Raw genomic sequence first — 19,829 nt, forward strand, 5'->3', positions numbered from 1 at the left:
TACTATTTAGATGGTTCAAAAGAACAGCTTTCGCAGTAGGTGGTCTTAAGATAGTCATTATCCAGCAACTGAAAGGACACACCGCCTACATGACGGGAGCGGAACATTTCGCAGAACCGGAGCGTGTTCTTCTCTATCGCATTCAGCAGCAGGGTCCTGTAGGCTATATTCTCCCTCATTGCAGGGTTTCCGATTGTGAGATTAAGGTAGAAGAAGATCAGATCCTCGCTGGCACCCACATCGTATGCCCGTTCCTCCAATATGTTTCTGGCCCAGTCATAGGCCGCGTTCCGGCTCAGAAACTTAGCCAGGCTTACCAGGTCGGCATCACTGAGTTCCAGGTCGTAATAGGCCATGGAAATGTCTTTCAGGGTGGCCCGTTTCTTACTGTAATTCATGCCGGCATCGTACTGACTTACTAGGATGATTTTATAATTTGTAATGAGACGGATGAGCAGCGATTCATGCAGGTCAAGGCGCTGCAGTTTGTCAAGAAGCCCTTCTATTTCCCGCTTGTTCGTGATCAGCTCGCCCTGGGTCCATGCTTTGAGCTTCAGGGCTGTCAGGTTATACAGCACCTTCCGGTTATCCGGCATCAGCTCATTAAGCCTTTCAAATGCTTTAATGTGCTCATATACATCCTCTCCGTTCAGCTCATAACGAAATACCCACTGATTATTCAGTAAAGATCCGTACTGAGTAGTCTTGGGTACTTCCAGTTTATCAAGAAACTCACCGGGCAGTTTCTCATCTTTGATCAGTTCATAGACTATATTCTGAATATAGAGGGCTTCCTCAACGTTTTTCTCCTTTATACTCTGATCAAAAAACTTCTTTAGCATGACGGGGTCATTCTCTGCCTCACTGAACTTCTTCTGCAGCTTGAGCTCTATAAGGGCTTTACGGTGGGTGCTCAGCGCCGGCTCCAGGTCATTCAGTACCCCCGGCTTTTGCAGTTCTTCTTTTACCTCTTCTTTACTCTTACCCGCCAGGTAGCTGTATTCGGTACCCTGAATTTCGTTCAGAAACTCCACCCAGTTTTCATTGGTGATGATTGTGGAGGATATCTCCGGCTTCTGGTATGCCTGCAGAGCAGATATAATGCTATTGGCCCGGCCACGCTGCAGCTCCAGGTTCTTTTCCAATGATCCCTCTACAGAGGCATATGCCTTAACATTGATCTCCTTAATATTATAGTCTGTAAGGTCCAGGGAATCATACAGAGGCTGAATTTCTTCTTTTTCAAAGGATACCTGGTTCTGGTTAAATGGGACCGTAAAGCGCAGCACTTTCGAAATGAGCTGGTGCCCCCCTTCCTTATTCTCCGTGGGAAGCGAGTCCCTGTACATTCCCATTTCCAGCAGACTCCACTGGCTTGATTCTACATTTATTGGTTGTATATACTCGCACAGGTACTTCTTTTGCACCATTAACAGGTTTAGCTCTATGTCCGCCACCTCATAGCGCGAGGGCAGTTCACCGTAGGTTAGCAGATACCAGTTATTGTTTAAAACGACCGCATTTTCTTCCAGCTCTTTTAGATACACGGGAGGCATAAGGTAGCCATTATAAGCCCAGGCACTTGCACGGCCATTTTCACGGTCGCAGGGATATTGCCGCCGCTCTATCACATCTACAGCGATACCATCATACTTATGATCAAACAGCTTTTCAAAAGCCTCTTTGCTCCGGATAGCTAATATTATTTTCCGGTCTTCTATATGTATGCCATAAGACAGATCAGGGGGCAGGGCCTTCCGCGCCAGTTTAAAGGCAGTACAGGCCTCATTACCCTCTTCATTCGGGTTTTTAAGCCCATATATGTCATCATTCTGGGCATACAGGCTTACAGGAAGTAGTAAAAGCAGAAATATAGCAAATCTCATGTTTCAGAAAGTCTATAGCATTATACAGGAAGATAAAACAGGTCTCAAATCAACTTAACACAAAGACCGTATCCTTTTGCGGTCCCACCCTGAGCTTAAGGCCAATACACCATGCAGGTAGGTCACTCATTAATAAGTATAGGATAATCGCTCCGGAGACATACCCTATCCAGCAGGCTGTGATGCATACAGCAGGGGCCAAAGCATGGATAAGTACACCGGGGAGAGAAGCAGAAGCAACGCAGGAAATGCCAGAAACATACCGGCCATAACAGCCACTATGCCTAATAGTCTTTTCATGTAATTCAAGTTCAGCAAGTCATACCGGCATACACATGCCGGATAAAACGCATGGCAAATATAACCAAATAGCTGATAAATATCAGGTTTGAGGATAAGCGCTGTCATACCGCCCGGCTGATACATGAGCTACCTTTGATCATATCAAAAAGGAGAAATCATGTACAAAATAGCCCCTATACTGACACTACTTCTGCTGGCATGCCTTACAGCCTTTGGGCAGCAGGCAGCTGTGGACCAAAAGAGCAGTAAACTGACCATAGCAGGTACCTCCACCCTGCATGACTGGACTATGGAAGCTACCGAAATACGAGGCAGTGCCACAATCCGGAAAACAGAGGGTACAATGGACGTTCAAAACCTGACTCTGACCATCCCTGTAAAAGGGCTTGAAAGTGGTAAGGGCTCTATGGATAAGAATGCTTTTGAAGCACTTGAATACAAAAGAAACCCTGCCATCACTTACCGCCTGGAGCAGGTAAACGGCGTAACCAAGGTGGAGGGCGGCTACCTGCTGAGCTCTACCGGTACGCTGACCATAGCAGGCAAGAGCCGGCGAATCAATATGGATGTGCGCGCCAGCCTGGATGGCAATGGATATCTCTTTTCCGGTAAAGTACCTCTTAAAATGACCGACTTTGGAGTGGACCCGCCTACAGCACTACTTGGCTCTATCAAAACGGGTAATGAGATAGACATCATTTTTAACGTTCGCTATCAATAAACAGAAAATAATCACGCACCATGAAACGCTTGAGCATACTACTGACCATAGTCCTGCTGGGTATGAGTTACCTGGCCATGGGACAGCAACGCAGCCTGCAGTATTTTCGCCCTCCGGGCCAGGCAGGATTAAATATGTTTGAAACGCCTAAACAGGATACCGTGGAGTTCGACGGACTGAAGGTAGTGGTGGGAGGAGACTTCTCCATCATCTTCCAGGGACTGACCCAAACCAACGACCTGGTGGGCGATACTCTGGTAGATCTGGCCTCTAACTTTACATTACCTACGGCTAACCTGAACCTGGATGTGCAGATAGCTGACGGGGTACGCATGCACCTGCGCACTTACCTGAGTAGCCGTCACCATAATGAAGCATGGGTAAAGGGCGGATACTTTCAGATAGATAAGCTGGATTTTATCCAGGAAGGCTTTCTGGATGATTTCATGGAAATAGCCACCATACGCTTCGGTATGGATGAGATAAACTATGGCGATACTCATTTCCGCCGCTCTGATAATGCACGCTCTATTTATAACCCCTTCGTGGGCAATTATATAATGGATGCGTTTACGACCGAACCATTTGCTGAACTGACGCTGCAAAAGGATGGCTGGCTGTTCGTAGGCGGGCTAAGCAACGGACGCCTGAACCAGACACCGCTGTCCGGAGATGATGGGTTTGTACTGTACGGTAAGGTAGGATATGATAACTATGTGAGTGATGACGTTCGCTTCAGACTAACCCTATCCGGCTACAACAGCACTGATAAGAGCACACGCGATTATCTGTACAACGGTGACCGTGCAGGTGGCAGGTATTACAGCGTGCTGGAAGGCCAGAATGATGCCCGTGTCAACGATTTTCTACCCCGCTTTAACCCTGGCTACGCGTACCAGACGGCCTGGCAGATAAACCCTTTCGTAAAGGCCGGCGGGCTCGAATTCTTCGGAGTATATGAGCGCGTAAGCAACGGAGATGATGAACTGGGAGGCAATTACAACCAACTGGGAGGCGATCTTATCTACCGCTTTGGCAGCCAGGAAAACTTCTATGTGGGCGCCCGGTATAACCGGGTAAGCGGTGAAGCTATAGATGGTGCCCCTGAAGTGGAAATAGAACGTACCAACCTGGGTGGCGGCTGGTTTCTGACCAATAATGTACTGGCCAAACTGGAATATGTAACTGGAAACTACGGCGGACCCGGCTTTGATAACACGAAGTTTCAGGGTGCTGAGTATGATGGATTTGTGCTGGAAGCCGTAATCAGTTTCTGATGCAAGCCCCACTTGCCCATAAAGCGCTCTTGCTGTGTACCCTCCTGATGGGGTGCGCAGCGGGCGCTTTTTCTTATTCTGGTGACAGCCTTACCCTTAACGTCACCCTTTTACCCGGTAGCACCGTTGCTATAGAAGGGTATACCAATGTAAATACCTTCACCTGTGCCTATTGCGGAGATACACCTGTAGTTGAAAATGCTATTGAGACAGCAGAAGACATGGGCGAGTGGTTACTTGATCCTCAAAATGCGCGCATTGCGCTGGAGGTAAATTCTTTTGACTGTGGCCTGAAGCAAATGAACGAAGATTTTCGTGAGCTGCTGAATGCCCCCTCCCATCCCACCTTACAGATAAGTCTTAGCGCTGTTGAATACCTGGAAGAGGACCTGTATTCTCTCACAGCTAACCTAAAAGTGGCAGGTACCAGCCGCCAGGTCTGTCTGCCCCTCAGGATCACCAGCGAAAGCACCGGCATACTCAGCGCCAGGGGGGCTCTCAGCGTGCACCTTACTGACTTCGGGCTGGAACCTCCCACCAGGCTTATGGGCATGGTAAAGGTGAAAGATAAGATCAAGGTAATCTTTGATCTGCAGCTTAAGGTCACCCCTCTTCCCTGACCTCTCTTTATTTCACTCCTGTCAGTTTCCTCTTTTCTTCGACACCCCACCGCCAGGGGCATAGGTAACAGCCTGGTCAGGCCATTCACCTATTCTTGCCAGACCTCTGGCGCTATCTTCTCTCAAACTGAACTAAAAAATTAATTCGGTTGTAGATCAACTTCTGCACTCATTTCAATCGGATGCAAAAGCGAAGTGCTGCCCCTTAACGTGCAGATAATTTACGAGGCAGTAGATTTAAGCTAAAAATCGTACCTTTGCGGCTTCGTTTTTGAATAAAAAGACAGAATAGAAAGGAAAGAAATGGTAATGATCAGACTGCTGGAGGGAAAGCTTCGGGGGAATATCAAGGACGAGATACTGTCAGGGCTTACGGTAGCCATTGCATTGGTGCCCGAAGCAATAGCTTTTGCCATAATAGCTGGAGTAGACCCTAAAATAGGCCTATTTTCGGCATTTTTAATGGGTATTATTACCTCTGTTCTGGGCGGGCGCCCGGGCATGATCACCGGTGCTACCGGTGCCATAGCCGTAGTGGTGGCACCCCTGATAGCCGACCATGGCGTGGAGTATTTATTCCCTGCTATCATATTAGGGGGATTATTGCAAATAGGCGTAGGCGCTCTGAAGCTGGGAAAATTTATCCGCATGATTCCCCACCCGGTGATGCTGGGGTTTGTTAACGGCCTGGCCATTGTAATCTTCATGTCGCAGTTCAGCCAGTTCACCACCCGCACGGGTGGCCCGCTGGAGGGAATGGAGCTAGTGATATTTGGCGGACTGATCGCAGTAACCATGCTGATCATGTACTTCTTACCAAAGATCACAAAGGCAGTACCCTCTCCGCTGGTGGGCATTGTGGTAGCTACCCTACTTGCCATGTTCTTTTTTCAGGATACAATCAGAATAGGCGACAAGGCAGATATGAGCACTATGTCGGAAGGACTTTTCGCACCCTTCTTTCTGCTGTTTCCCGATACGGTACCCATATCGTTAGGCACACTGGCCATTCTCTTTCCCTATGCGCTTAAGGTAGCAGGCGTAGGCCTGATCGAAAGCTTGCTTACGCTCACGCTAATAGATGAGATGACAGATACCCGCGGTAATGGTAATAAGGAATCCATTGCCCAGGGTATAGGCAATTTCGTGACTGGTTTCTTTGGTGGCATGGGTGGCTGTGCTATGATCGGACAGAGTATGATCAATATCAACTCCGGTGCGCGCCGTCGTATCAGTTCCTTTACCGCCGCCGTATTCCTTCTTTCATTTATGCTGGTACTGGGTCAGTTTATCGCAGTAATACCCATTGCAGGCCTGGTAGGAGTAATGTTTATGGTGGCGATCGGCACTTTTGAGTGGTCAAGCTTCCGCGTGTGGAATAAGGTGCCTAAAATGGACATCTTCATCATTCTGGTCGTATCTATCGTTACCGTGCTCGAAGACCTGGCAGTGGCGGTACTCATTGGTGTGATCCTGTCTGCCCTTTCTTTTTCCTGGGAAAATGCCCTGCGTATCCGTGCCCGTAAGCGTACCGATGAACACGGAGTAAAGCATTATGAGATATTCGGCCCATTGTTCTTTGCTTCCACGACTACCTTCATGTCTAAATTTGACCCCAAGAACGATCCTGAGTCTGTAATCATAGACTTTGCCGAGTCACGCGTGATGGACCAGTCGGCCATAGAGGCCATTAATAAAATCGCTGAGAAATACGAACAGGAAGGCAAAACTATCCACCTGTACCACCTGAGCAAGGACTGCGTGAGGCTGGTAAAAAGGGCTGAGAAGATATGCCGTGTAAATGTACTGGAGGATCCGGATTACTTTGTGGCAATCAATGATTATAAGGAAGCAGCAGCGGCCAGGCGTCAAAAGGCATTGGCCTGATAGGCTGCCTGCATAAATTTATCATCAGCTACCCGTTCTGTCCAAGACAGGGCGGGTAGTTTTGGTTTAAGGGTAAGTAAAAGGAAGGTTTTTGTTACTGTAGTTTGTAGGGCATGAGCATGCAAGTAAACGTAGTCCCCTCCCCCACCTTACTGCTTACTTCCATCCGGCCATGGTTTTTTTCCACCATCTTTTTGATCAGGTGGAGGCCTATTCCTTTACCGGTTTGCTCCTCGGTAAATCGCTGAAATGGCTTAAAGATTTGCTCACCATTCTTTTCCAGATCCATACCTATGCCGTTATCAGCTACCTTGAGCACCACAAAAGGATCCTGGCGTTGGGTGCTAAGGTTAATAACGGGCTTCCGTGAGGGGCAACGGTATTTTATGGCGTTACTTACCAGGTTTCGAACGATACTGGCAAGATAGGGCTTAACATAATCGATTTCCTTAACCTCCAGATGCAGGTTAAGCTCTCCCCCCTCCTCTTCAAGCTGATAGCGATATTCAGACAGCAGATTATTCAGTTCCTCTTCAAAACGAATGGTCTTTACGTTACCGGAGGTATCCTGATCCACATCGATGATCTCAATAAGACCGGAGACAATGTCATTCATATTATTAATGACAGGGTTCAGTAAATCGAATGTCTCAGTTTTATCTTCTGATTGCCTGCCTAACTGTACAAGCAGCTTAAGGGTGGTGAGGGGGTTTTTAAGGTCATGAGAGAGAGTATAAGCAAACTCCGTCAGGCTTTCATTGGTGGTATCCAGGCGTTTATTCAGGAGCTTGATCTCCCTTAGCTGGCAGTTAATCTCAGCATTCTTCTTTTCCAATTCCACCATCAGGCTTTCAAGCTGCTGGTTTTTGTCCTTTAGCTCCTGGTAGGGAGATACACCAGCCTTATCTTTCAGAGCAGTCTGGAGTTTGGTCTTATGCTCTTCGGTTATTGATATAAGGTGGCAATTCTTCCGCATTGTAAGCAAAGCCCGGTCGTCCTGCGCCTCCACGGTCATTTCATCCATCAGCAGCGTGGCCGTCTTGATTTCGGAGGTATCCTGGAGGTTATTTATTCCCTCCTCGTCCAGGTCGTCCCTTTCTGTTTCGCCGCTTATATTGATCTCTATCAGGTGGCCTTTTTTGTCATGCTGATCTACCTGGATACGGGTATTCATCCAAACATTGCTGAAGTGAGCCACCATAAACCTGAGCACCTCAGATACGGAAGTACCAATCTTGGTCTGCTCCACTACCGGCAGGTCCAAAAGTTTTACCACCGTTATGGCCTGCCTGTAGGCCAGGGCCACATCCAGGCGGGTCTCGATCCTCAGTTCAAAAAGAGGATCCGGCAAAGAGTCTACAGGTTTTGTTTGTTTGGATAAAGGCATCAGACCTTATTTATTTTTATTACCACTGCCATCTGATCATCACGTGTTACCTTACTGTCCCGGTAAAGTACAGCGGCTATGACCAGGGGGTGCCTGGACTGTAATCCGGGATAGTCCGACCAAACCCAGCTATTTTTCAGGCCGTCCGAATGAAGAACCACCACGGCCGGAGGTACTATATCCTGCTCTACCACAAGAGGTTGCCGGGGCATGTTATACCCCAGAGTACCACTGACAGAAATAAGGCTTTTGGCCTTTCCTTCATGGATGACTTTGCCAGTGATATTCCCTACTCCACAGTAGGCCAGGCGTTTTTTATTCAGGTTCAGGCGCAGCATCGCTCCTACCCCTCCCCTTGTTTTTTCCATGCCATGATGTATGTCTGTAAGTATGTCACGCAGATCCACCTTTTCCGAATCCGTAAACGACTCTACAGCCTTGCGCGAAGCCTCATGTGCAGGCACTCCATGCCCGAGGCCATCACTAATGAAAAAATAGTGATTACCGGCTTTTTGCATAGTGGCGCACATATCACCACATACATCTGCCCCGGGGTAGCATACAGACAGCACGCCTGTGTTAATTTCTTTTTTTCTGGGCCTGGAGACAACAGATGGTTCCTGCTGAAACAGGATGGCCGGTTCATCTTCTCTGAACCTAATCAGCGAATAAATCACTGTACCTTTGTCCGGGTATGAATAAATATCGAATTCGGAAGAAAACCTGTTGATAGCTCCCAACCCTGTACCAAGGCTGCTTTCTCCGGATGATACCCCGTCTTTTATATTTTGCCAGACATTTTGCATACCTGGTCCGCTGTCTATGCCCAAAATTTCGATACCCGCCTCATCACTTTTCTTTATTGTCCGGAAAAGTATCATTCCATTCAGGCCGTATTTCAACTGATTGGTCATGATCTCCGAGGCCACTATCTCTACCTTTCCGGTCTGATGTTCCGTTAAGCCCAGTCTGCGGCAGGTAGTGGCAAGTACTGATTTTACCTCCATGATCCTGCTGCGCTCATTAACCATATACAGCTTAAACGGGTGAGTATACATGTTAGCTTTTTTCGATTATTACGGTGGTACCTTCTCCCACTTTTGTCTCCAGACTGAAATAATCCACTAACCTTTTTGTTCCGGGAAGTCCCAGTCCGAGCCCATTTACCCTGGAGCTGTACCCCTTTTGCATCGCTTTTTCAGCATCGGCCATACCGGGACCTTTATCCTCAAAAATCAATTGCACCACGCGCTTACCCGATTTGGGGAGGATGGTCAGTGTCATTTTACCACCCCGGGCATATAGCAGCATGTTTCTGGCCAGCTCACTCGCTGCAGTGATGAGCTTAGTCTGGTTCAGTACAGACATGCCTATTTCTTTACAGGCCCTCTGCACCATACTGCGCATGAGAGAAAGCTCCTGCTCTTTCCTTATTATAAGGACTTCGGCATTATCACGCTTCATCCTGATAAGGTTAATCCTTGCCGGAAAGATGTTGATTAAGCCACTCAAAGCCTTTTTCAACATTCAGCGCAGTCTGTATACCGTCCAGATCCATGCCCAGTTCGACCAGGGTTATAGCCACAGCAGGTTGCATTCCTACCACTACGGTGGTAGCATCCATTAGCCTGGTCACTTTTGTGATCTGATAGAGGATGTGCCCCATGAAGCTGTCTACAATTGAAAGTGCCGAAATATCTATTAGCACCCCCCTTGCCTTAGTCTTCTGTACCTTTAACAGCAGGTCATTCTGAAGGTCTATCGCCAGTTGGTCATACAGGTCTACCTGAATACTGACGAGCAGACAATCATTAATTTTTAAGATAGGTATCTTTTCCATTGCGGCTCTTGCTCATCAGTTCGATTCCGTATTTAAGTGCAGTTGCCATCGACCCTTTCGTCATTACTTCGTTCAGGTCTATCCCTAGCTGTACGATGGTCTGGGCCGTTTCCGGACGTATACCGCTTATGATACAAGTAGCGCCCATAAGCTTGGCCGCCGTCACTGTCTTAATCAGATGCTGGGCGGTGAGGCTATCTACGGTGGGCACACCGGATACATCGAGGATAGCAATGTCACTTTCGAGCTTTACGATGGCTTCGAGCAGGCTCTCCATGGTTTTTTGTGCACGGGTGCTGTCCATCGATCCTATGATAGGCAAGGCCAGGATACCGTCCCACACCTGGATAACAGGGGTGGAAATCTCCTCTATTTCCTTTACCTGCCGCATAATGATGGCCTCCCTGTTTTCGATATAGTAATCGAACATCTGAACGACCAGCTCATCAACTACTGTGGTAAGTACCAGGGCACCTGCGTTGAACCTATCTACATCTTCACCACAGGCTTCTTTTATGTAAGGGAGCAAAACTTCCTTAATGCTTTGTACGAAACGTCCGGTGTCTTTGGGAGAAAAACCAAGTTGAGCACGATTCCGGGCGCTTTCCATAAGAAACGCCTTCAGCTCACCGTAAGGCTTGGAGTTGAGCTCAGCCTTGTCTTCATGCTGCAGATAGGCCAGTAACCTTACCAGAAAGGCCTCACTCTCTTCTTCCATTTCCTCACGTGATAGGATGTCAGTCTCTATCTTCTTTTCCTTTTCCTGAAAATCGACCCAATCCTTTAAAATCTCACTTTTCCGCGATCTGAGGTAGTCATACATCGGCTAAAAATTATGTTTTGCGTATAAAAAAGTTAATGCAAATCTAAGCAAAATAATGCAGGTAATGGTGATATTCAGGGCCTTTGTAGGTTACAACCTATTTATTGTTACGCAAAAAAATAAACAAAACTAATATACAGGTGAAACAGTAGCCCCGCTATCAGCTTCTTAAGCCTGTTAATAGTTGTATATTACCCATCAAGTTAAATCAGACGAATATAAACGGATGGATCAATTTATGCAGGAGGCGATAGCCGAAGCACAGAAAGGCTACGATGAAGGAGGCATCCCCATAGGCTCAGTGATTGTATATGAGGGTAAGATCATAGGGCGGGGACATAATAAGCGTCTGCAAAATGGCTCGGTGGTACTTCACGGGGAAATGGATGCCTTTGAAAATGCAGGCCGCCAGCCCGCCTCTGTATACCGCGAGTGTACCATATATACTACACTGTCTCCCTGTCCTATGTGCAGCGGAGCCATATTATTATATGGTATTCCCAGGGTTATTGTGGGTGAAAACAGCACCTTTATGGGAGCGGAAGAGCACCTTCGGGCTCAGGGCGTGGAGGTGGAAGTGGTAGATAGCCAGGAGTGCAAAGAACTGATGGCCAAGTTCATTGCCGAAAAACCTGAGGTGTGGAATGAAGATATAGGCGAATAGCCCTGACTTACAGCGAAGTCAGCTCCCGGGCCAGATTCTCCCTGGCCTGCTTCTCGTATCTCTGATAAAAATGATCCGTTTTGAAAATCCGGCTCATTTGCAGGAAGTGTTTCAGCACTTTACGGCGCCCGCGCTTATACATAAACCCAGGATAGATGCTATACTCCTTACGTACCTTGCGCGTGTAATCATGGTAGGCTACAGGCGAAGCCCCGAGTATGGCGAGGTCAGCATCTAACAGATAACATGTATCAAAATCTGCACCCGCCTCGTGGGTCTTGGTGGCCAGGATATGACTGTGCACCCGCTGGAGTTTCTCATGATCAAGCCCCATGGCGGACAGGCGTTCAACCGCAAGCCTGGCGCTTTTCTCCTCATTATCACCGGCGGTGGCACTGTATACTATATCATGATAGAAGAGGGCAAACCATATAGCATCCGCATCCTGCAGGTAGGGCTGTATCTCCATTATTTCCTCGGCCAGATGCACCAGGTGCTCCTGATTATGGTATGCGCGCGCCTCTGAGGTATAAGCAGAGACTATTTCCTGCCAGAAGCCTGCCACCATGCCTTCATCAGCCGTATAGGCCTGGCAGAGTTGAGTCCATCTATCTTTTAACTGCATTCCTTATTGCCGGTAAATTGACGGAGCAATCTACCTAAAATTTCAGAGAGCCACTGCACTTTTCACCTTCCATCCAATTGAGCTTACATCGCTATAGGCATCTAATTTCAGATCAAATGTCTTATTTGAGTTGGGGGGAAAGACTTCATACAGCACCTTTTCCTCTATTAACAAAACGGTTTTAGTCTTACTATAATAGGTAAATTCTACCACCACATCTTTGTAGCTGGCTACACTTGCTTTATTACTGACTTTACATTCAATTTTATACCTATTGCCCCAAAAATTTTCCCTATATGTCCCATCTGCCTGCAGGAATGAGGCAGGTCTGGCTTTTTCATATCTTTCAATTGAATACTTATCATCGAAATAGCTTTCTGATCTCAATGATTCCATTGCAAAGACAAACCCTAAGCACAATATGATCAGAACCAGGAAAAGCTTAAGGCCGATGTTTTTCTTCTTCTTTTTAATAGGTGGAGGTGTGGCTATCCGAAAGCAATCGCGAAGATCTGAAAAAAACTTTGCCGGTTGCCAATCATCCAGCCCCTCATGCCAAATCATCGTATCCGGGGTTAATCGCATCATTTTTAAATCCTCCAGAGAATAAGGACCCTGCTGGTTCTTCCCGTCACTTATAAAGTATTCCATTATTTTTCACTGAGATAAGTCACATATTTTATACAAAAAAACAAAATAACTTTCTCTGACTTTCAGGAATTGCATTCAAAATACCACTTCATAGCTAGTTGACTTACGTAAAAGCGAATGGTGTAAGTTTGAACGAATATTTTTATCTGAACAGACTGGATATCAGATATTCTTGAGCCCTATTGAGGATAGTCTTATTAAACCACCCTCATTTGCACCTACGCCAGCATTATTGCAATACCACTTAAAATGTACTTATAAATAATAATAGGCTACCCAATAATATAATATTACCTCTACCCCCCTACGATATTAGCAATATTATAGCCCAGCAATACAAGCAGGGTGAGTAGGGCTACCACGGTGGGTATAGGGATGTGGTTGACATTGAGGGGAATCTTAAACAGCTCATCCCCGTCATCTTTGGTGCCCTTATATTTTTTGCGGAAGTTCAGCAGGGCAATGTTCACCATGCCGAAGACGATGAATATGAAGATATTACTGATACTGGCCACAGTCTTCAGGTTACCGATAAGGCCAAAAGCGATAGCCACCAGGGCTATGGATATTATGGCATAGTTAGGGGCATTGCCTATACCACTAATGGTGGTAAACCGCTCCAGCCACTTGATCTTGCTATCGCGGGCCACGTCATACAGGAGGCGTGAGGTGCCCAGGATGTTACTGAGCACTGTCTTGCTCGTAGCAAATAAGGCCACTACAGCGAGGATAGTAGCTCCGGTCTGCCCTAGTTTTGTCTTGATAACGGCAGCGAGGGGACCACTGGATGACGCCAGCTCCCGGGCATCCAGCACACTTAAGCTACTGATGGCGATAAGCACATAGACCACCAATACGATAAGGCCGCTCATTAAGACAGCGCGGGGCATGTTCTTTCGGGGCTTTTTGGTCTCTTCTGCCATCTTTACCAGGTCCTCAAAACCGATATAACTGAAAAAAATCAGGGCGCCGCCTGCGAGTATGCTGCCAAAAGCCCCATCAGAGGGCGCCTTAAACAAATCTACGGTACCAAACTCCGGTATGCTCACACCAATAACTAATAACAGGCCGGCAAGGGTAACGATAGTGGCAAAGCCATTGTAGTAAGAGCTATACTTGGAGCCTATGATATTGAAAAATGCCATAAGGGCGATGATACCTACCATGCTTGTCCAGTTGGGTATGTCCCACAAGCGGCTGAGGTACTCGGAGAAGCTAATGGCGATGGCAGCGGCGGCTACGACACCGGTAAAAACCATGAAGATGGACATAAACAAGGCGGTCTTCTCACCCAGCCCCTGCTTGATGTATTCGAAACTACCGCCTGCGTCAGGGTATCGGCTAACGAACTCCGCATAGGAAAGACCGGTGAGCAGGGCCACCACCGCAGCCACTATGAAACTGACCCAAAGCATGTTGCCGCTAAGCCCCGCGGCCTGTCCGATGATGGCGTAAATGCCGGCACCTACTATGCCTCCTACCCCAAACATAAGTACGTCCCAAAATCCCAGACTTCTTTTTAGTTTCTTCTCTTTTGCCACACCTATAGATTCAAAAAATCATCAATATTTCCATTAAAAAATCAGCCATGTCGTCTGGCTTATCTAATGGGGTAACAGAGGAAGGCGTGCCTTGTTCAGGCTAATGGCATGGAGATGGAGAGGCCAATAAATGAGGGCTGAAATAGGACAACCAACACGATTCACTAATTATGAATAGATTATATTGAGATATGGGATCAGTAAATCTACCTGCCCGCTACCCCGGCAGCCCTAAACATCTCTTTTATATCTGCCTCTATGGGAAGAGGCTTTAAGGGAAGTATATTGGCCCCGCCGGTATTGCCCACCGGTATTTTGCCAACAAATGACTTCACTCCACCTACAAGAAGCCGGGGGATCTGCCCGATTATCTCACGGACGCTTTTGATCCGAAAACCAAACTGCAGCATCTTCCAATGGGCATAGGAGTGTTGATAAGGATAGGCCTGCCCGATGACATGAGCTCTTTCAAGATGGCGCCACGCCTGATGGAGATCGCCCGCCTGCATGGCCTGCCGGTAAGCGTTTATCTCTTTGTCAAAGTATGGTCTGAGGGTATCGGGTATCTTCGTATAAACTTTCATGATAGGCATAGTGTGCTTCTGTTATACGTGACTGAACCGCTTAAGGGTTCGGTTAAGCCACTACCACATAAGGGTATATTCAATTCAATCGGGTCAAAATAATAATACAGGAAAATGCTTCAAAAAATCGTATCGGGAGGACAAACCGGAGTGGACATGGCGGCTCTAGTGGCAGCCTGGGAGGTGGGGCTGCAAACAGGTGGATGGGTCCCTGCGGACTTTAAAAATGAGGAGGGGACTATACAGCAGGGCCTGGGGCTGAACCCAACGCCTGAGGACAGAAGTACCTACGCACGGGACCTACCACGCTCACTACGAACGGAATGGAACGTGCGTGATAGTGATGCGACGTTAATTATTCGTTTAGATAGTGAGGAAGGGACTGATAATTGTAAAGGAACATTGTTTACCGAAAAGGCGGCGGCTATTTATGCCAGGCCCAGCCTTGCCATACTCTTGCCTGATCAACAACAAACGGTCGATGTACTCACCTGGCTGGACATACATGATGTGAGGATTCTAAATGTCGCGGGACCGTCGGAGGGCGCGCAGCCAGGCATACAGCAGGCTGCTTATGATTTCTTACAAAAATTGTTTAATGAGGTGATCAAGCGACGTAGTGCCTGACCAACTCTACTTGCATGCGGCTGGTCATAGGATTTTCAGGCTTTCCATTGAGCAGCACCAGGGTGTACGCTAACTTTGAAAGTTTCCAATCCTGGCAGACGGTTTTACTTACCTCATCACTGAGGTATACACACCGAAAGTGTTTATCTACTGGCATGCCGCTTAGTGCACAAACCTGCATGGCCCGGTTAATGGCCTGGCTCAACTCACCATAGGTGTCAAAACCAAACTCCTGCAGGTTACGGCTAGTGAAGCGGAGTTCATGGTTATCAAGTGCTTCCTGAAAAGCATCTGTATAGGGATTGGAATAGCCTCTGTTATATTCGATGATTTGTTGCATATCCGGGCGCAATTTTGTCGGTAAATCAAATACAAAACTGCGTTGACAGCCAATGTGTTTATAAATTACTCACTGACTTTCAGATATTTATTAATCAGGCATTCTGATTTATCAGCTTTATTAGCTGATGCTTCTGGGCTACTCCCGATTGCCTCCATACTGGCTTACCGTTTTTGAATAAGATGAGCGTAGGCACACCCCTTACCTGGTATTTGTCAGCAAGCTGGCGGTTACGGTCCACATCTATCTTAAGTATCCTGGCCTTTCCTTCCGTCTCTGCAGACACTTCTTTGAGTATAGGTGCCTGCATTTTGCAGGGGCCACACCACGTGGCGTGAAAATCCACCAATACGGGCTGGCTGCCCGAAATCATCTTTTGAAAATTACCTTTCATTGTTTCCTTATTTTATACAGGATATCATGCAGGTTGCCCCTGTACGCTATCCCTTAATTTTTCTACCAACTCTTTTTGCTCCCTGGTCAGCTTGTTAGGTACGGCCAGCTCGAAGGTGATATAGAGATCACCGTGCCCGGAGCCATTATATACAGGCATACCTTTTCCCTTCAGCCTTACTTTCTTACCGCTTTGGGTGCCTTCCGGAATAGTGAGACTTACACGTCCGGTCATGGTTTCCACCTCCTGCTTGCCTCCCAGCATCGCCGTAAACATATCCATCGGTACCCTGGCATGCAGGTCATCTCCCTTGCGCTCAAACCTTGGGTCGCCGTGTACATTCACTGTGAGGTACAGGTCTCCACGCTTACCCGTAGGTCCCGCCTGCCCTTTGGCTTTGATTCTCAGCTTAAGCCCGTCATAAGCACCAGGCCTGATCTTAACATTAAGCTTTTTCTCACTGGTATTCACCATACGCTCCGTACCATTATAGGCCTCGGAGAGACTTATATGCAAATCACCCTGCAAGTCAGCCCCGGGCATATCCTGGCTGAATCCTCCGCCTCTGAAACCAGCGCGTCCTCCGGCTCCGCCCCCAAAACCAGCTCCTCCGGCAGTGCCGCCAAAGAACCTTTCGAAGAAGTCGCTGAAGCCACCGCCTCCGCCTCCAAAGAAGTCAGAAGGGTCGCCCTGGTAGGTATAGCCACCTCCCCCACCGCCAAATTGGCCAAAGGGGTTGCCATTACCTCCCTGTGAGGGATCATAGCCGGCATTCTTATACTGCTTCCAGTTTGCCCCCAGCCTGTCATACATTTTTCTGTTCTCAGGATTACTGAGTACCTCATGCGCTTCGGTTACGTCTTTAAAGCGGTCCTCAGCCTGTGGATCCCCCTGGTTCTTATCGGGGTGATACTTAACAGCCAGCTTACGGTAGGCTTTCTTTATTTCCTCCGGGCTGGCGTCTTTCTTCACGCCCAGTATTTTATAGTAATCTTTGTAATCCATTGTAAATCCTCCGTTTTCTATCGGTTTTACACCGTTTCCGGATAGTATACTGACAGTCCGGCAGAAAAACACCGTTCGATCAGACTGTTTCTATAAGAACAAACGGTGTTCCATCCTTAAAACCAGCCACTAATTGTCACTGTTTCGTAAGAAGGTATTGCCAATTTGACAGAAAACACGAAAATCACTGACCTAAAGCAAATTAAACCCGCCAGCTTCTTGATAATTTATTAACCGGCCCTTCCATAAGTAACCTTGGTTACACCAGCCCTTAGCAAATCCGTGCACCTTGCAGTACAATTTCAGATGTCAATGCCATGAGCAAACACCTCGTCACCCTACTACTGCTTTGGGGGGCATTTCTACTCACCTGTCCGGCGCCTGCGCAACATATGGTTGCCCCGCACACCCAAAGGGAAGAAGGTTATAGAGCGGAAACCCTTCATACATATGAACCCGGTGACTCCGAACAAGGTAGTACTGATTCTACCCTTTCCATTCGTACTTTTTTTACCAAAGGCCACTTTGAAGGCCATATAAGAAACTACACCATGGCCACCACTAATAAAGGGGCACTGTCGGACTATTGGAGTAATGCCACTGGGGGGGCGGTGCACTACACCACGGCCACCTACCACGGCCTGCAGTTGGGGGTGGCCTGGATATTCACCTTTCATACTTTAGGCCCTGACTTAACCACGCCGGACAGCATCAGTGGCAAACTACCTAAGTGGGAACTGGAACTGTATGATGTGAGCCGCCCCGGGGTGGGTAAGGACCTGGACAGGCTGGAGGAACTGTGGCTCTACTACGAAAGACCACGGTGGAATATCAGGATAGGTAAGCAGAACATCAACAAAGGCCCGCTACTGCTGGCTCGTGACGGGCGCATGAAGCCTTTTGTCTATAGAGGGGTATGGATGCAGGGCACCCCGGCAAAGGGACACCGCCTTACGCTGGGAGGGATAGATAAGGTATCGCCCAGGGGCTTTACGGAATGGTACTCCCTCACGGAGGCCATCGGGCTGGCGGGCATGGGGGTGACTCCTGAAGGGGAGCCCTCAGCGTACCATGAACAGGTGGAGACAAAAGGCCTGCTGGTAGCGGGGTATGAAAACACCGTACTCCCTGGCATAAGGCTGTCCTACTGGTCGTACTACCTGCATAACTTATTCACCATGCAATGGGCCCAGGTGGACTACCATCACGAGGGCTTGATCCTTGGGGCGCAGCTTGCCTGTCAGCAACCTCAAAAAGCACAAAGAAACCAGGAGCAGACCACACGCTACATGCAGCCAAATGAAAGAGGGGTGGTGGCTTCTGTGCAGGCGGGCTGGCAAGGTGATCATATTCATCTGACCGCCGCAGCGTTGAGAAGTTTCTCAGAAGGGCGCTTCCTTTGGCCGAAAGAACTGGGTAGGGAGGATTTTTACGTATCGCAGCCCCGGGCCTGGATAGACGGCCTGGGCGATGCCAAGGTCTATTCACTAAAAGGCGTCTACAAGGGGCTACCTCATGGAGGCTGGAACATGAAGCTGCAGCTAAGCCGCTATGACTTACCGGCAGCCGATGAGCTGAACAAGTACCGCAGACCGTCCTTTTACCAGGTGCTGGCAGAGGCAGGCTATACATTTGGCGGCAGATTAAAAGGCCTGGAGCTTACTTTCCTCTACATAGGCCGCTACAGCCCTGCGGAGGAAACCCCTGCCCTGGCCCAAAACTTTTACCGCACAAACTTCCATCACCTGAACCTGGTAACGAATATTGTCTTCTGAGCAATCTCATCACAGATTCGCCCATCAGGGTACAGACAAAGGGGTACAAACGCATCGCTTTACCCGCAAAACCTCAAAACGCATCATACTGCCCCAAAGGAAGTCTAACTGTAAATGTCTAAACCATGATTCGTAGGATGGGCCTGATGGGCTTGATTTTTTGATTTTCACCTGCGGTGAATGATGATTGATTGGGCCTTTGGTAAATACCACAATCACGGTAATCAAGAAAATCCCAGTGCATGGAGACAATAATTCAGGGTACAGACAAAGGAGCACAAAGGCAGCGCTTTACCCGCAAAACCTCAAAACGCAGCACCCTGCCCCAAGGAAGTCTAACTGTAAATGTCTTGACCTTGATTCGTAGGATTAGCATGATGGCCTTGATTTTTTGATTTTCACCTGCGGTGAATGATGATTGATTGGGCCTTTGGTAAATACCACAATCAGGGTAATCAAGAAATCCCAGTGCATGGAGACAATAATTCAGGGTACAGACAAAGGAGCACAAACGCATCGCTTTACCCGCAAAACCTCAAAACGCAGCACCCTGCCCCAAGGAAGTCTAACTGTAAATGTCTTGACCTTGATTCGTAGGATTAGCATGATGGCCTTGATTCTTTTTGATTTTCACCTGCGGTGAATGGGATTGAATTTGGCCTTTGGTAAATACCACAATCAGGGTAATCAAGAAATCCCAGTGCATGGAGACAATAATTCAGGGTACAGACAAAGGAGCACAAAGGCAGCACGGAAGCACTCCTACAGGCCACCCCAAAGCCAGATGGGGCGGTACAGGCACAGCTAATCCTGTGACATTTTACACCGGAGATTTTTTTGTCACAGAGTGAGGGGAGGCTTGGCGGCTAACTGAAAGAA

22 protein-coding genes are annotated in these 19,829 nt (G+C 47.9%); 8 read left to right on the top strand and 14 right to left on the bottom strand.

Annotation, left to right across the window (positions count from 1 at the left end):
• Window positions 1–2: 2 nt before the first annotated feature.
• Together AB9P05_RS01635 and AB9P05_RS01640 are read right to left on the bottom strand one after the other, a co-directional pair.
• Window positions 3–1,886, bottom strand: coding sequence for a hypothetical protein (locus AB9P05_RS01635; protein ID WP_371907072.1), 1,884 nt, complete (start codon window positions 1,884–1,886; stop codon window positions 3–5).
• A 165-nt stretch (window positions 1,887–2,051) separates the two neighbouring features.
• Window positions 2,052–2,186, bottom strand: a complete 135-nt coding sequence (locus AB9P05_RS01640) for a hypothetical protein (protein ID WP_371907073.1) — start codon at window positions 2,184–2,186, stop codon at window positions 2,052–2,054.
• 160 nt (window positions 2,187–2,346) lie between these two features.
• Between AB9P05_RS01640 and AB9P05_RS01645 the strand changes: the two genes are divergently transcribed.
• The 4 genes from AB9P05_RS01645 to AB9P05_RS01660 all read left to right on the top strand — a co-directional run bounded on the left by AB9P05_RS01645 (window position 2,347) and on the right by AB9P05_RS01660 (window position 6,694).
• Window positions 2,347–2,910 carry a YceI family protein gene (locus AB9P05_RS01645; protein ID WP_371907074.1) on the top strand — a complete coding sequence of 188 codons (564 nt, stop codon included), beginning with the start codon at window positions 2,347–2,349 and terminating at the stop codon, window positions 2,908–2,910.
• Window positions 2,911–2,930: 20 nt separating this feature from the next.
• Complete coding sequence (locus AB9P05_RS01650; protein WP_371907075.1) at window positions 2,931–4,187, top strand: hypothetical protein; 1,257 nt, start codon at window positions 2,931–2,933, stop codon at window positions 4,185–4,187.
• Entirely contained in the window at window positions 4,187–4,807 is a 621-nt protein-coding gene (locus tag AB9P05_RS01655) for a YceI family protein (protein WP_371907076.1), read from the top strand. Before AB9P05_RS01650 ends, AB9P05_RS01655 begins: the two co-directional genes overlap by 1 nt.
• Before the next feature lie 303 nt (window positions 4,808–5,110).
• Entirely contained in the window at window positions 5,111–6,694 is a 1,584-nt protein-coding gene (locus tag AB9P05_RS01660; RefSeq protein ID WP_371907077.1) for a SulP family inorganic anion transporter, read from the top strand.
• A 94-nt stretch (window positions 6,695–6,788) separates the two neighbouring features.
• On the opposite strand, the gene AB9P05_RS01665 is transcribed toward AB9P05_RS01660, so the two are convergent.
• The 5 genes from AB9P05_RS01665 to AB9P05_RS01685 are packed head-to-tail and all read right to left on the bottom strand — an operon-like array spanning window position 6,789 to window position 10,744.
• Entirely contained in the window at window positions 6,789–8,081 is a 1,293-nt protein-coding gene (locus AB9P05_RS01665) for an ATP-binding protein (RefSeq protein WP_371907078.1), read from the bottom strand.
• Window positions 8,081–9,139, bottom strand: coding sequence for an ATP-binding protein (locus AB9P05_RS01670; protein ID WP_371907079.1), 1,059 nt, complete (start codon window positions 9,137–9,139; stop codon window positions 8,081–8,083). The genes AB9P05_RS01665 and AB9P05_RS01670 overlap by 1 nt, the downstream gene beginning before the upstream one ends.
• Window position 9,140: 1 nt before the next feature.
• Window positions 9,141–9,545: an anti-sigma regulatory factor gene (locus tag AB9P05_RS01675; RefSeq protein WP_371907080.1), complete on the bottom strand. Its 405-nt coding sequence runs from the start codon at window positions 9,543–9,545 to the stop codon at window positions 9,141–9,143.
• Between the two features lie 10 nt (window positions 9,546–9,555).
• Window positions 9,556–9,921, bottom strand: a complete 366-nt coding sequence (locus AB9P05_RS01680; protein WP_371907081.1) for an STAS domain-containing protein — start codon at window positions 9,919–9,921, stop codon at window positions 9,556–9,558.
• The gene (locus AB9P05_RS01685; protein WP_371907082.1) at window positions 9,893–10,744 is read right to left on the bottom strand and encodes an STAS domain-containing protein; all 852 of its coding nucleotides are present in this window, start codon (window positions 10,742–10,744) and stop codon (window positions 9,893–9,895) included. Before AB9P05_RS01685 ends, AB9P05_RS01680 begins: the two co-directional genes overlap by 29 nt.
• 226 nt (window positions 10,745–10,970) lie before the next feature.
• Between AB9P05_RS01685 and AB9P05_RS01690 the strand changes: the two genes are divergently transcribed.
• On the top strand, window positions 10,971–11,408 hold the full coding sequence (locus tag AB9P05_RS01690; protein ID WP_371907083.1) for a nucleoside deaminase: 438 nt from the start codon (window positions 10,971–10,973) through the stop codon (window positions 11,406–11,408).
• Window positions 11,409–11,415: 7 nt separating this feature from the next.
• On the opposite strand, the gene AB9P05_RS01695 is transcribed toward AB9P05_RS01690, so the two are convergent.
• The 4 genes from AB9P05_RS01695 to AB9P05_RS01710 all read right to left on the bottom strand — a co-directional run bounded on the left by AB9P05_RS01695 (window position 11,416) and on the right by AB9P05_RS01710 (window position 14,809).
• Window positions 11,416–12,033: a hypothetical protein gene (locus AB9P05_RS01695; RefSeq protein ID WP_371907084.1), complete on the bottom strand. Its 618-nt coding sequence runs from the start codon at window positions 12,031–12,033 to the stop codon at window positions 11,416–11,418.
• 42 nt (window positions 12,034–12,075) lie between these two features.
• Window positions 12,076–12,684 carry a DUF4339 domain-containing protein gene (locus tag AB9P05_RS01700; RefSeq protein WP_371907085.1) on the bottom strand — a complete coding sequence of 203 codons (609 nt, stop codon included), beginning with the start codon at window positions 12,682–12,684 and terminating at the stop codon, window positions 12,076–12,078.
• A gap of 296 nt (window positions 12,685–12,980) precedes the next feature.
• The gene (locus AB9P05_RS01705) at window positions 12,981–14,225 is read right to left on the bottom strand and encodes an APC family permease (RefSeq protein WP_371907086.1); all 1,245 of its coding nucleotides are present in this window, start codon (window positions 14,223–14,225) and stop codon (window positions 12,981–12,983) included.
• 206 nt (window positions 14,226–14,431) lie between these two features.
• Window positions 14,432–14,809, bottom strand: coding sequence for a DUF3703 domain-containing protein (locus AB9P05_RS01710; protein ID WP_371911324.1), 378 nt, complete (start codon window positions 14,807–14,809; stop codon window positions 14,432–14,434).
• Between the two features lie 114 nt (window positions 14,810–14,923).
• Here AB9P05_RS01710 and AB9P05_RS01715 point away from each other — a divergent pair, with 114 nt between their 5' ends.
• Window positions 14,924–15,436, top strand: a complete 513-nt coding sequence (locus AB9P05_RS01715; protein WP_371907087.1) for a YpsA SLOG family protein — start codon at window positions 14,924–14,926, stop codon at window positions 15,434–15,436.
• On the opposite strand, the gene AB9P05_RS01720 is transcribed toward AB9P05_RS01715, so the two are convergent.
• The 3 genes from AB9P05_RS01720 to AB9P05_RS01730 form a co-directional block, all read right to left on the bottom strand.
• Window positions 15,417–15,776: a hypothetical protein gene (locus AB9P05_RS01720; RefSeq protein WP_371907088.1), complete on the bottom strand. Its 360-nt coding sequence runs from the start codon at window positions 15,774–15,776 to the stop codon at window positions 15,417–15,419. The genes AB9P05_RS01715 and AB9P05_RS01720 overlap by 20 nt on opposite strands.
• A 94-nt stretch (window positions 15,777–15,870) precedes the next feature.
• The gene (trxA, locus tag AB9P05_RS01725; protein ID WP_371907089.1) at window positions 15,871–16,170 is read right to left on the bottom strand and encodes a thioredoxin; all 300 of its coding nucleotides are present in this window, start codon (window positions 16,168–16,170) and stop codon (window positions 15,871–15,873) included.
• A 24-nt stretch (window positions 16,171–16,194) separates the two neighbouring features.
• Window positions 16,195–17,175: a DnaJ C-terminal domain-containing protein gene (locus AB9P05_RS01730; protein ID WP_371907090.1), complete on the bottom strand. Its 981-nt coding sequence runs from the start codon at window positions 17,173–17,175 to the stop codon at window positions 16,195–16,197.
• Between the two features lie 317 nt (window positions 17,176–17,492).
• Between AB9P05_RS01730 and AB9P05_RS01735 the strand changes: the two genes are divergently transcribed.
• Together AB9P05_RS01735 and AB9P05_RS01740 are read left to right on the top strand one after the other, a co-directional pair.
• On the top strand, window positions 17,493–18,950 hold the full coding sequence (locus tag AB9P05_RS01735) for an OprD family outer membrane porin (protein WP_371907091.1): 1,458 nt from the start codon (window positions 17,493–17,495) through the stop codon (window positions 18,948–18,950).
• 704 nt (window positions 18,951–19,654) lie between these two features.
• On the top strand, window positions 19,655–19,801 hold the full coding sequence (locus AB9P05_RS01740) for a hypothetical protein (RefSeq protein WP_371907092.1): 147 nt from the start codon (window positions 19,655–19,657) through the stop codon (window positions 19,799–19,801).
• The last annotated feature ends 28 nt before the right edge of the window (window positions 19,802–19,829 follow it).

The sequence above is a fragment of the Roseivirga sp. BDSF3-8 genome (genome assembly GCF_041449215.1).
Taxonomy (GTDB): domain Bacteria; phylum Bacteroidota; class Bacteroidia; order Cytophagales; family Cyclobacteriaceae; genus JBGNFV01.

What these genes read in the sequence shown, in the direction of transcription:
- AB9P05_RS01650 (WP_371907075.1), top strand. Translation starts at nt 2,931, where the DNA reads ATGAAACGCTTGAGCATACTACTGACCATAGTCCTGCTGGGTATGAGT.
- AB9P05_RS01700 (WP_371907085.1), bottom strand. Translation starts at nt 12,684, where the DNA reads ATGGAATACTTTATAAGTGACGGGAAGAACCAGCAGGGTCCTTATTCT.
- AB9P05_RS01715 (WP_371907087.1), top strand. Translation starts at nt 14,924, where the DNA reads ATGCTTCAAAAAATCGTATCGGGAGGACAAACCGGAGTGGACATGGCG.
- AB9P05_RS01640 (WP_371907073.1), bottom strand. Translation starts at nt 2,186, where the DNA reads ATGAAAAGACTATTAGGCATAGTGGCTGTTATGGCCGGTATGTTTCTG.
- AB9P05_RS01675 (WP_371907080.1), bottom strand. Translation starts at nt 9,545, where the DNA reads ATGAAGCGTGATAATGCCGAAGTCCTTATAATAAGGAAAGAGCAGGAG.
- AB9P05_RS01670 (WP_371907079.1), bottom strand. Translation starts at nt 9,139, where the DNA reads ATGTATACTCACCCGTTTAAGCTGTATATGGTTAATGAGCGCAGCAGG.
- AB9P05_RS01645 (WP_371907074.1), top strand. Translation starts at nt 2,347, where the DNA reads ATGTACAAAATAGCCCCTATACTGACACTACTTCTGCTGGCATGCCTT.
- AB9P05_RS01685 (WP_371907082.1), bottom strand. Translation starts at nt 10,744, where the DNA reads ATGTATGACTACCTCAGATCGCGGAAAAGTGAGATTTTAAAGGATTGG.
- AB9P05_RS01695 (WP_371907084.1), bottom strand. Translation starts at nt 12,033, where the DNA reads ATGCAGTTAAAAGATAGATGGACTCAACTCTGCCAGGCCTATACGGCT.
- trxA (WP_371907089.1), bottom strand. Translation starts at nt 16,170, where the DNA reads ATGAAAGGTAATTTTCAAAAGATGATTTCGGGCAGCCAGCCCGTATTG.
- AB9P05_RS01720 (WP_371907088.1), bottom strand. Translation starts at nt 15,776, where the DNA reads ATGCAACAAATCATCGAATATAACAGAGGCTATTCCAATCCCTATACA.
- AB9P05_RS01660 (WP_371907077.1), top strand. Translation starts at nt 5,111, where the DNA reads ATGGTAATGATCAGACTGCTGGAGGGAAAGCTTCGGGGGAATATCAAG.
- AB9P05_RS01655 (WP_371907076.1), top strand. Translation starts at nt 4,187, where the DNA reads ATGCAAGCCCCACTTGCCCATAAAGCGCTCTTGCTGTGTACCCTCCTG.
- AB9P05_RS01680 (WP_371907081.1), bottom strand. Translation starts at nt 9,921, where the DNA reads ATGGAAAAGATACCTATCTTAAAAATTAATGATTGTCTGCTCGTCAGT.
- AB9P05_RS01690 (WP_371907083.1), top strand. Translation starts at nt 10,971, where the DNA reads ATGGATCAATTTATGCAGGAGGCGATAGCCGAAGCACAGAAAGGCTAC.
- AB9P05_RS01665 (WP_371907078.1), bottom strand. Translation starts at nt 8,081, where the DNA reads ATGCCTTTATCCAAACAAACAAAACCTGTAGACTCTTTGCCGGATCCT.
- AB9P05_RS01710 (WP_371911324.1), bottom strand. Translation starts at nt 14,809, where the DNA reads ATGAAAGTTTATACGAAGATACCCGATACCCTCAGACCATACTTTGAC.
- AB9P05_RS01735 (WP_371907091.1), top strand. Translation starts at nt 17,493, where the DNA reads ATGAGCAAACACCTCGTCACCCTACTACTGCTTTGGGGGGCATTTCTA.
- AB9P05_RS01635 (WP_371907072.1), bottom strand. Translation starts at nt 1,886, where the DNA reads ATGAGATTTGCTATATTTCTGCTTTTACTACTTCCTGTAAGCCTGTAT.
- AB9P05_RS01730 (WP_371907090.1), bottom strand. Translation starts at nt 17,175, where the DNA reads ATGGATTACAAAGATTACTATAAAATACTGGGCGTGAAGAAAGACGCC.
- AB9P05_RS01740 (WP_371907092.1), top strand. Translation starts at nt 19,655, where the DNA reads ATGGAGACAATAATTCAGGGTACAGACAAAGGAGCACAAAGGCAGCAC.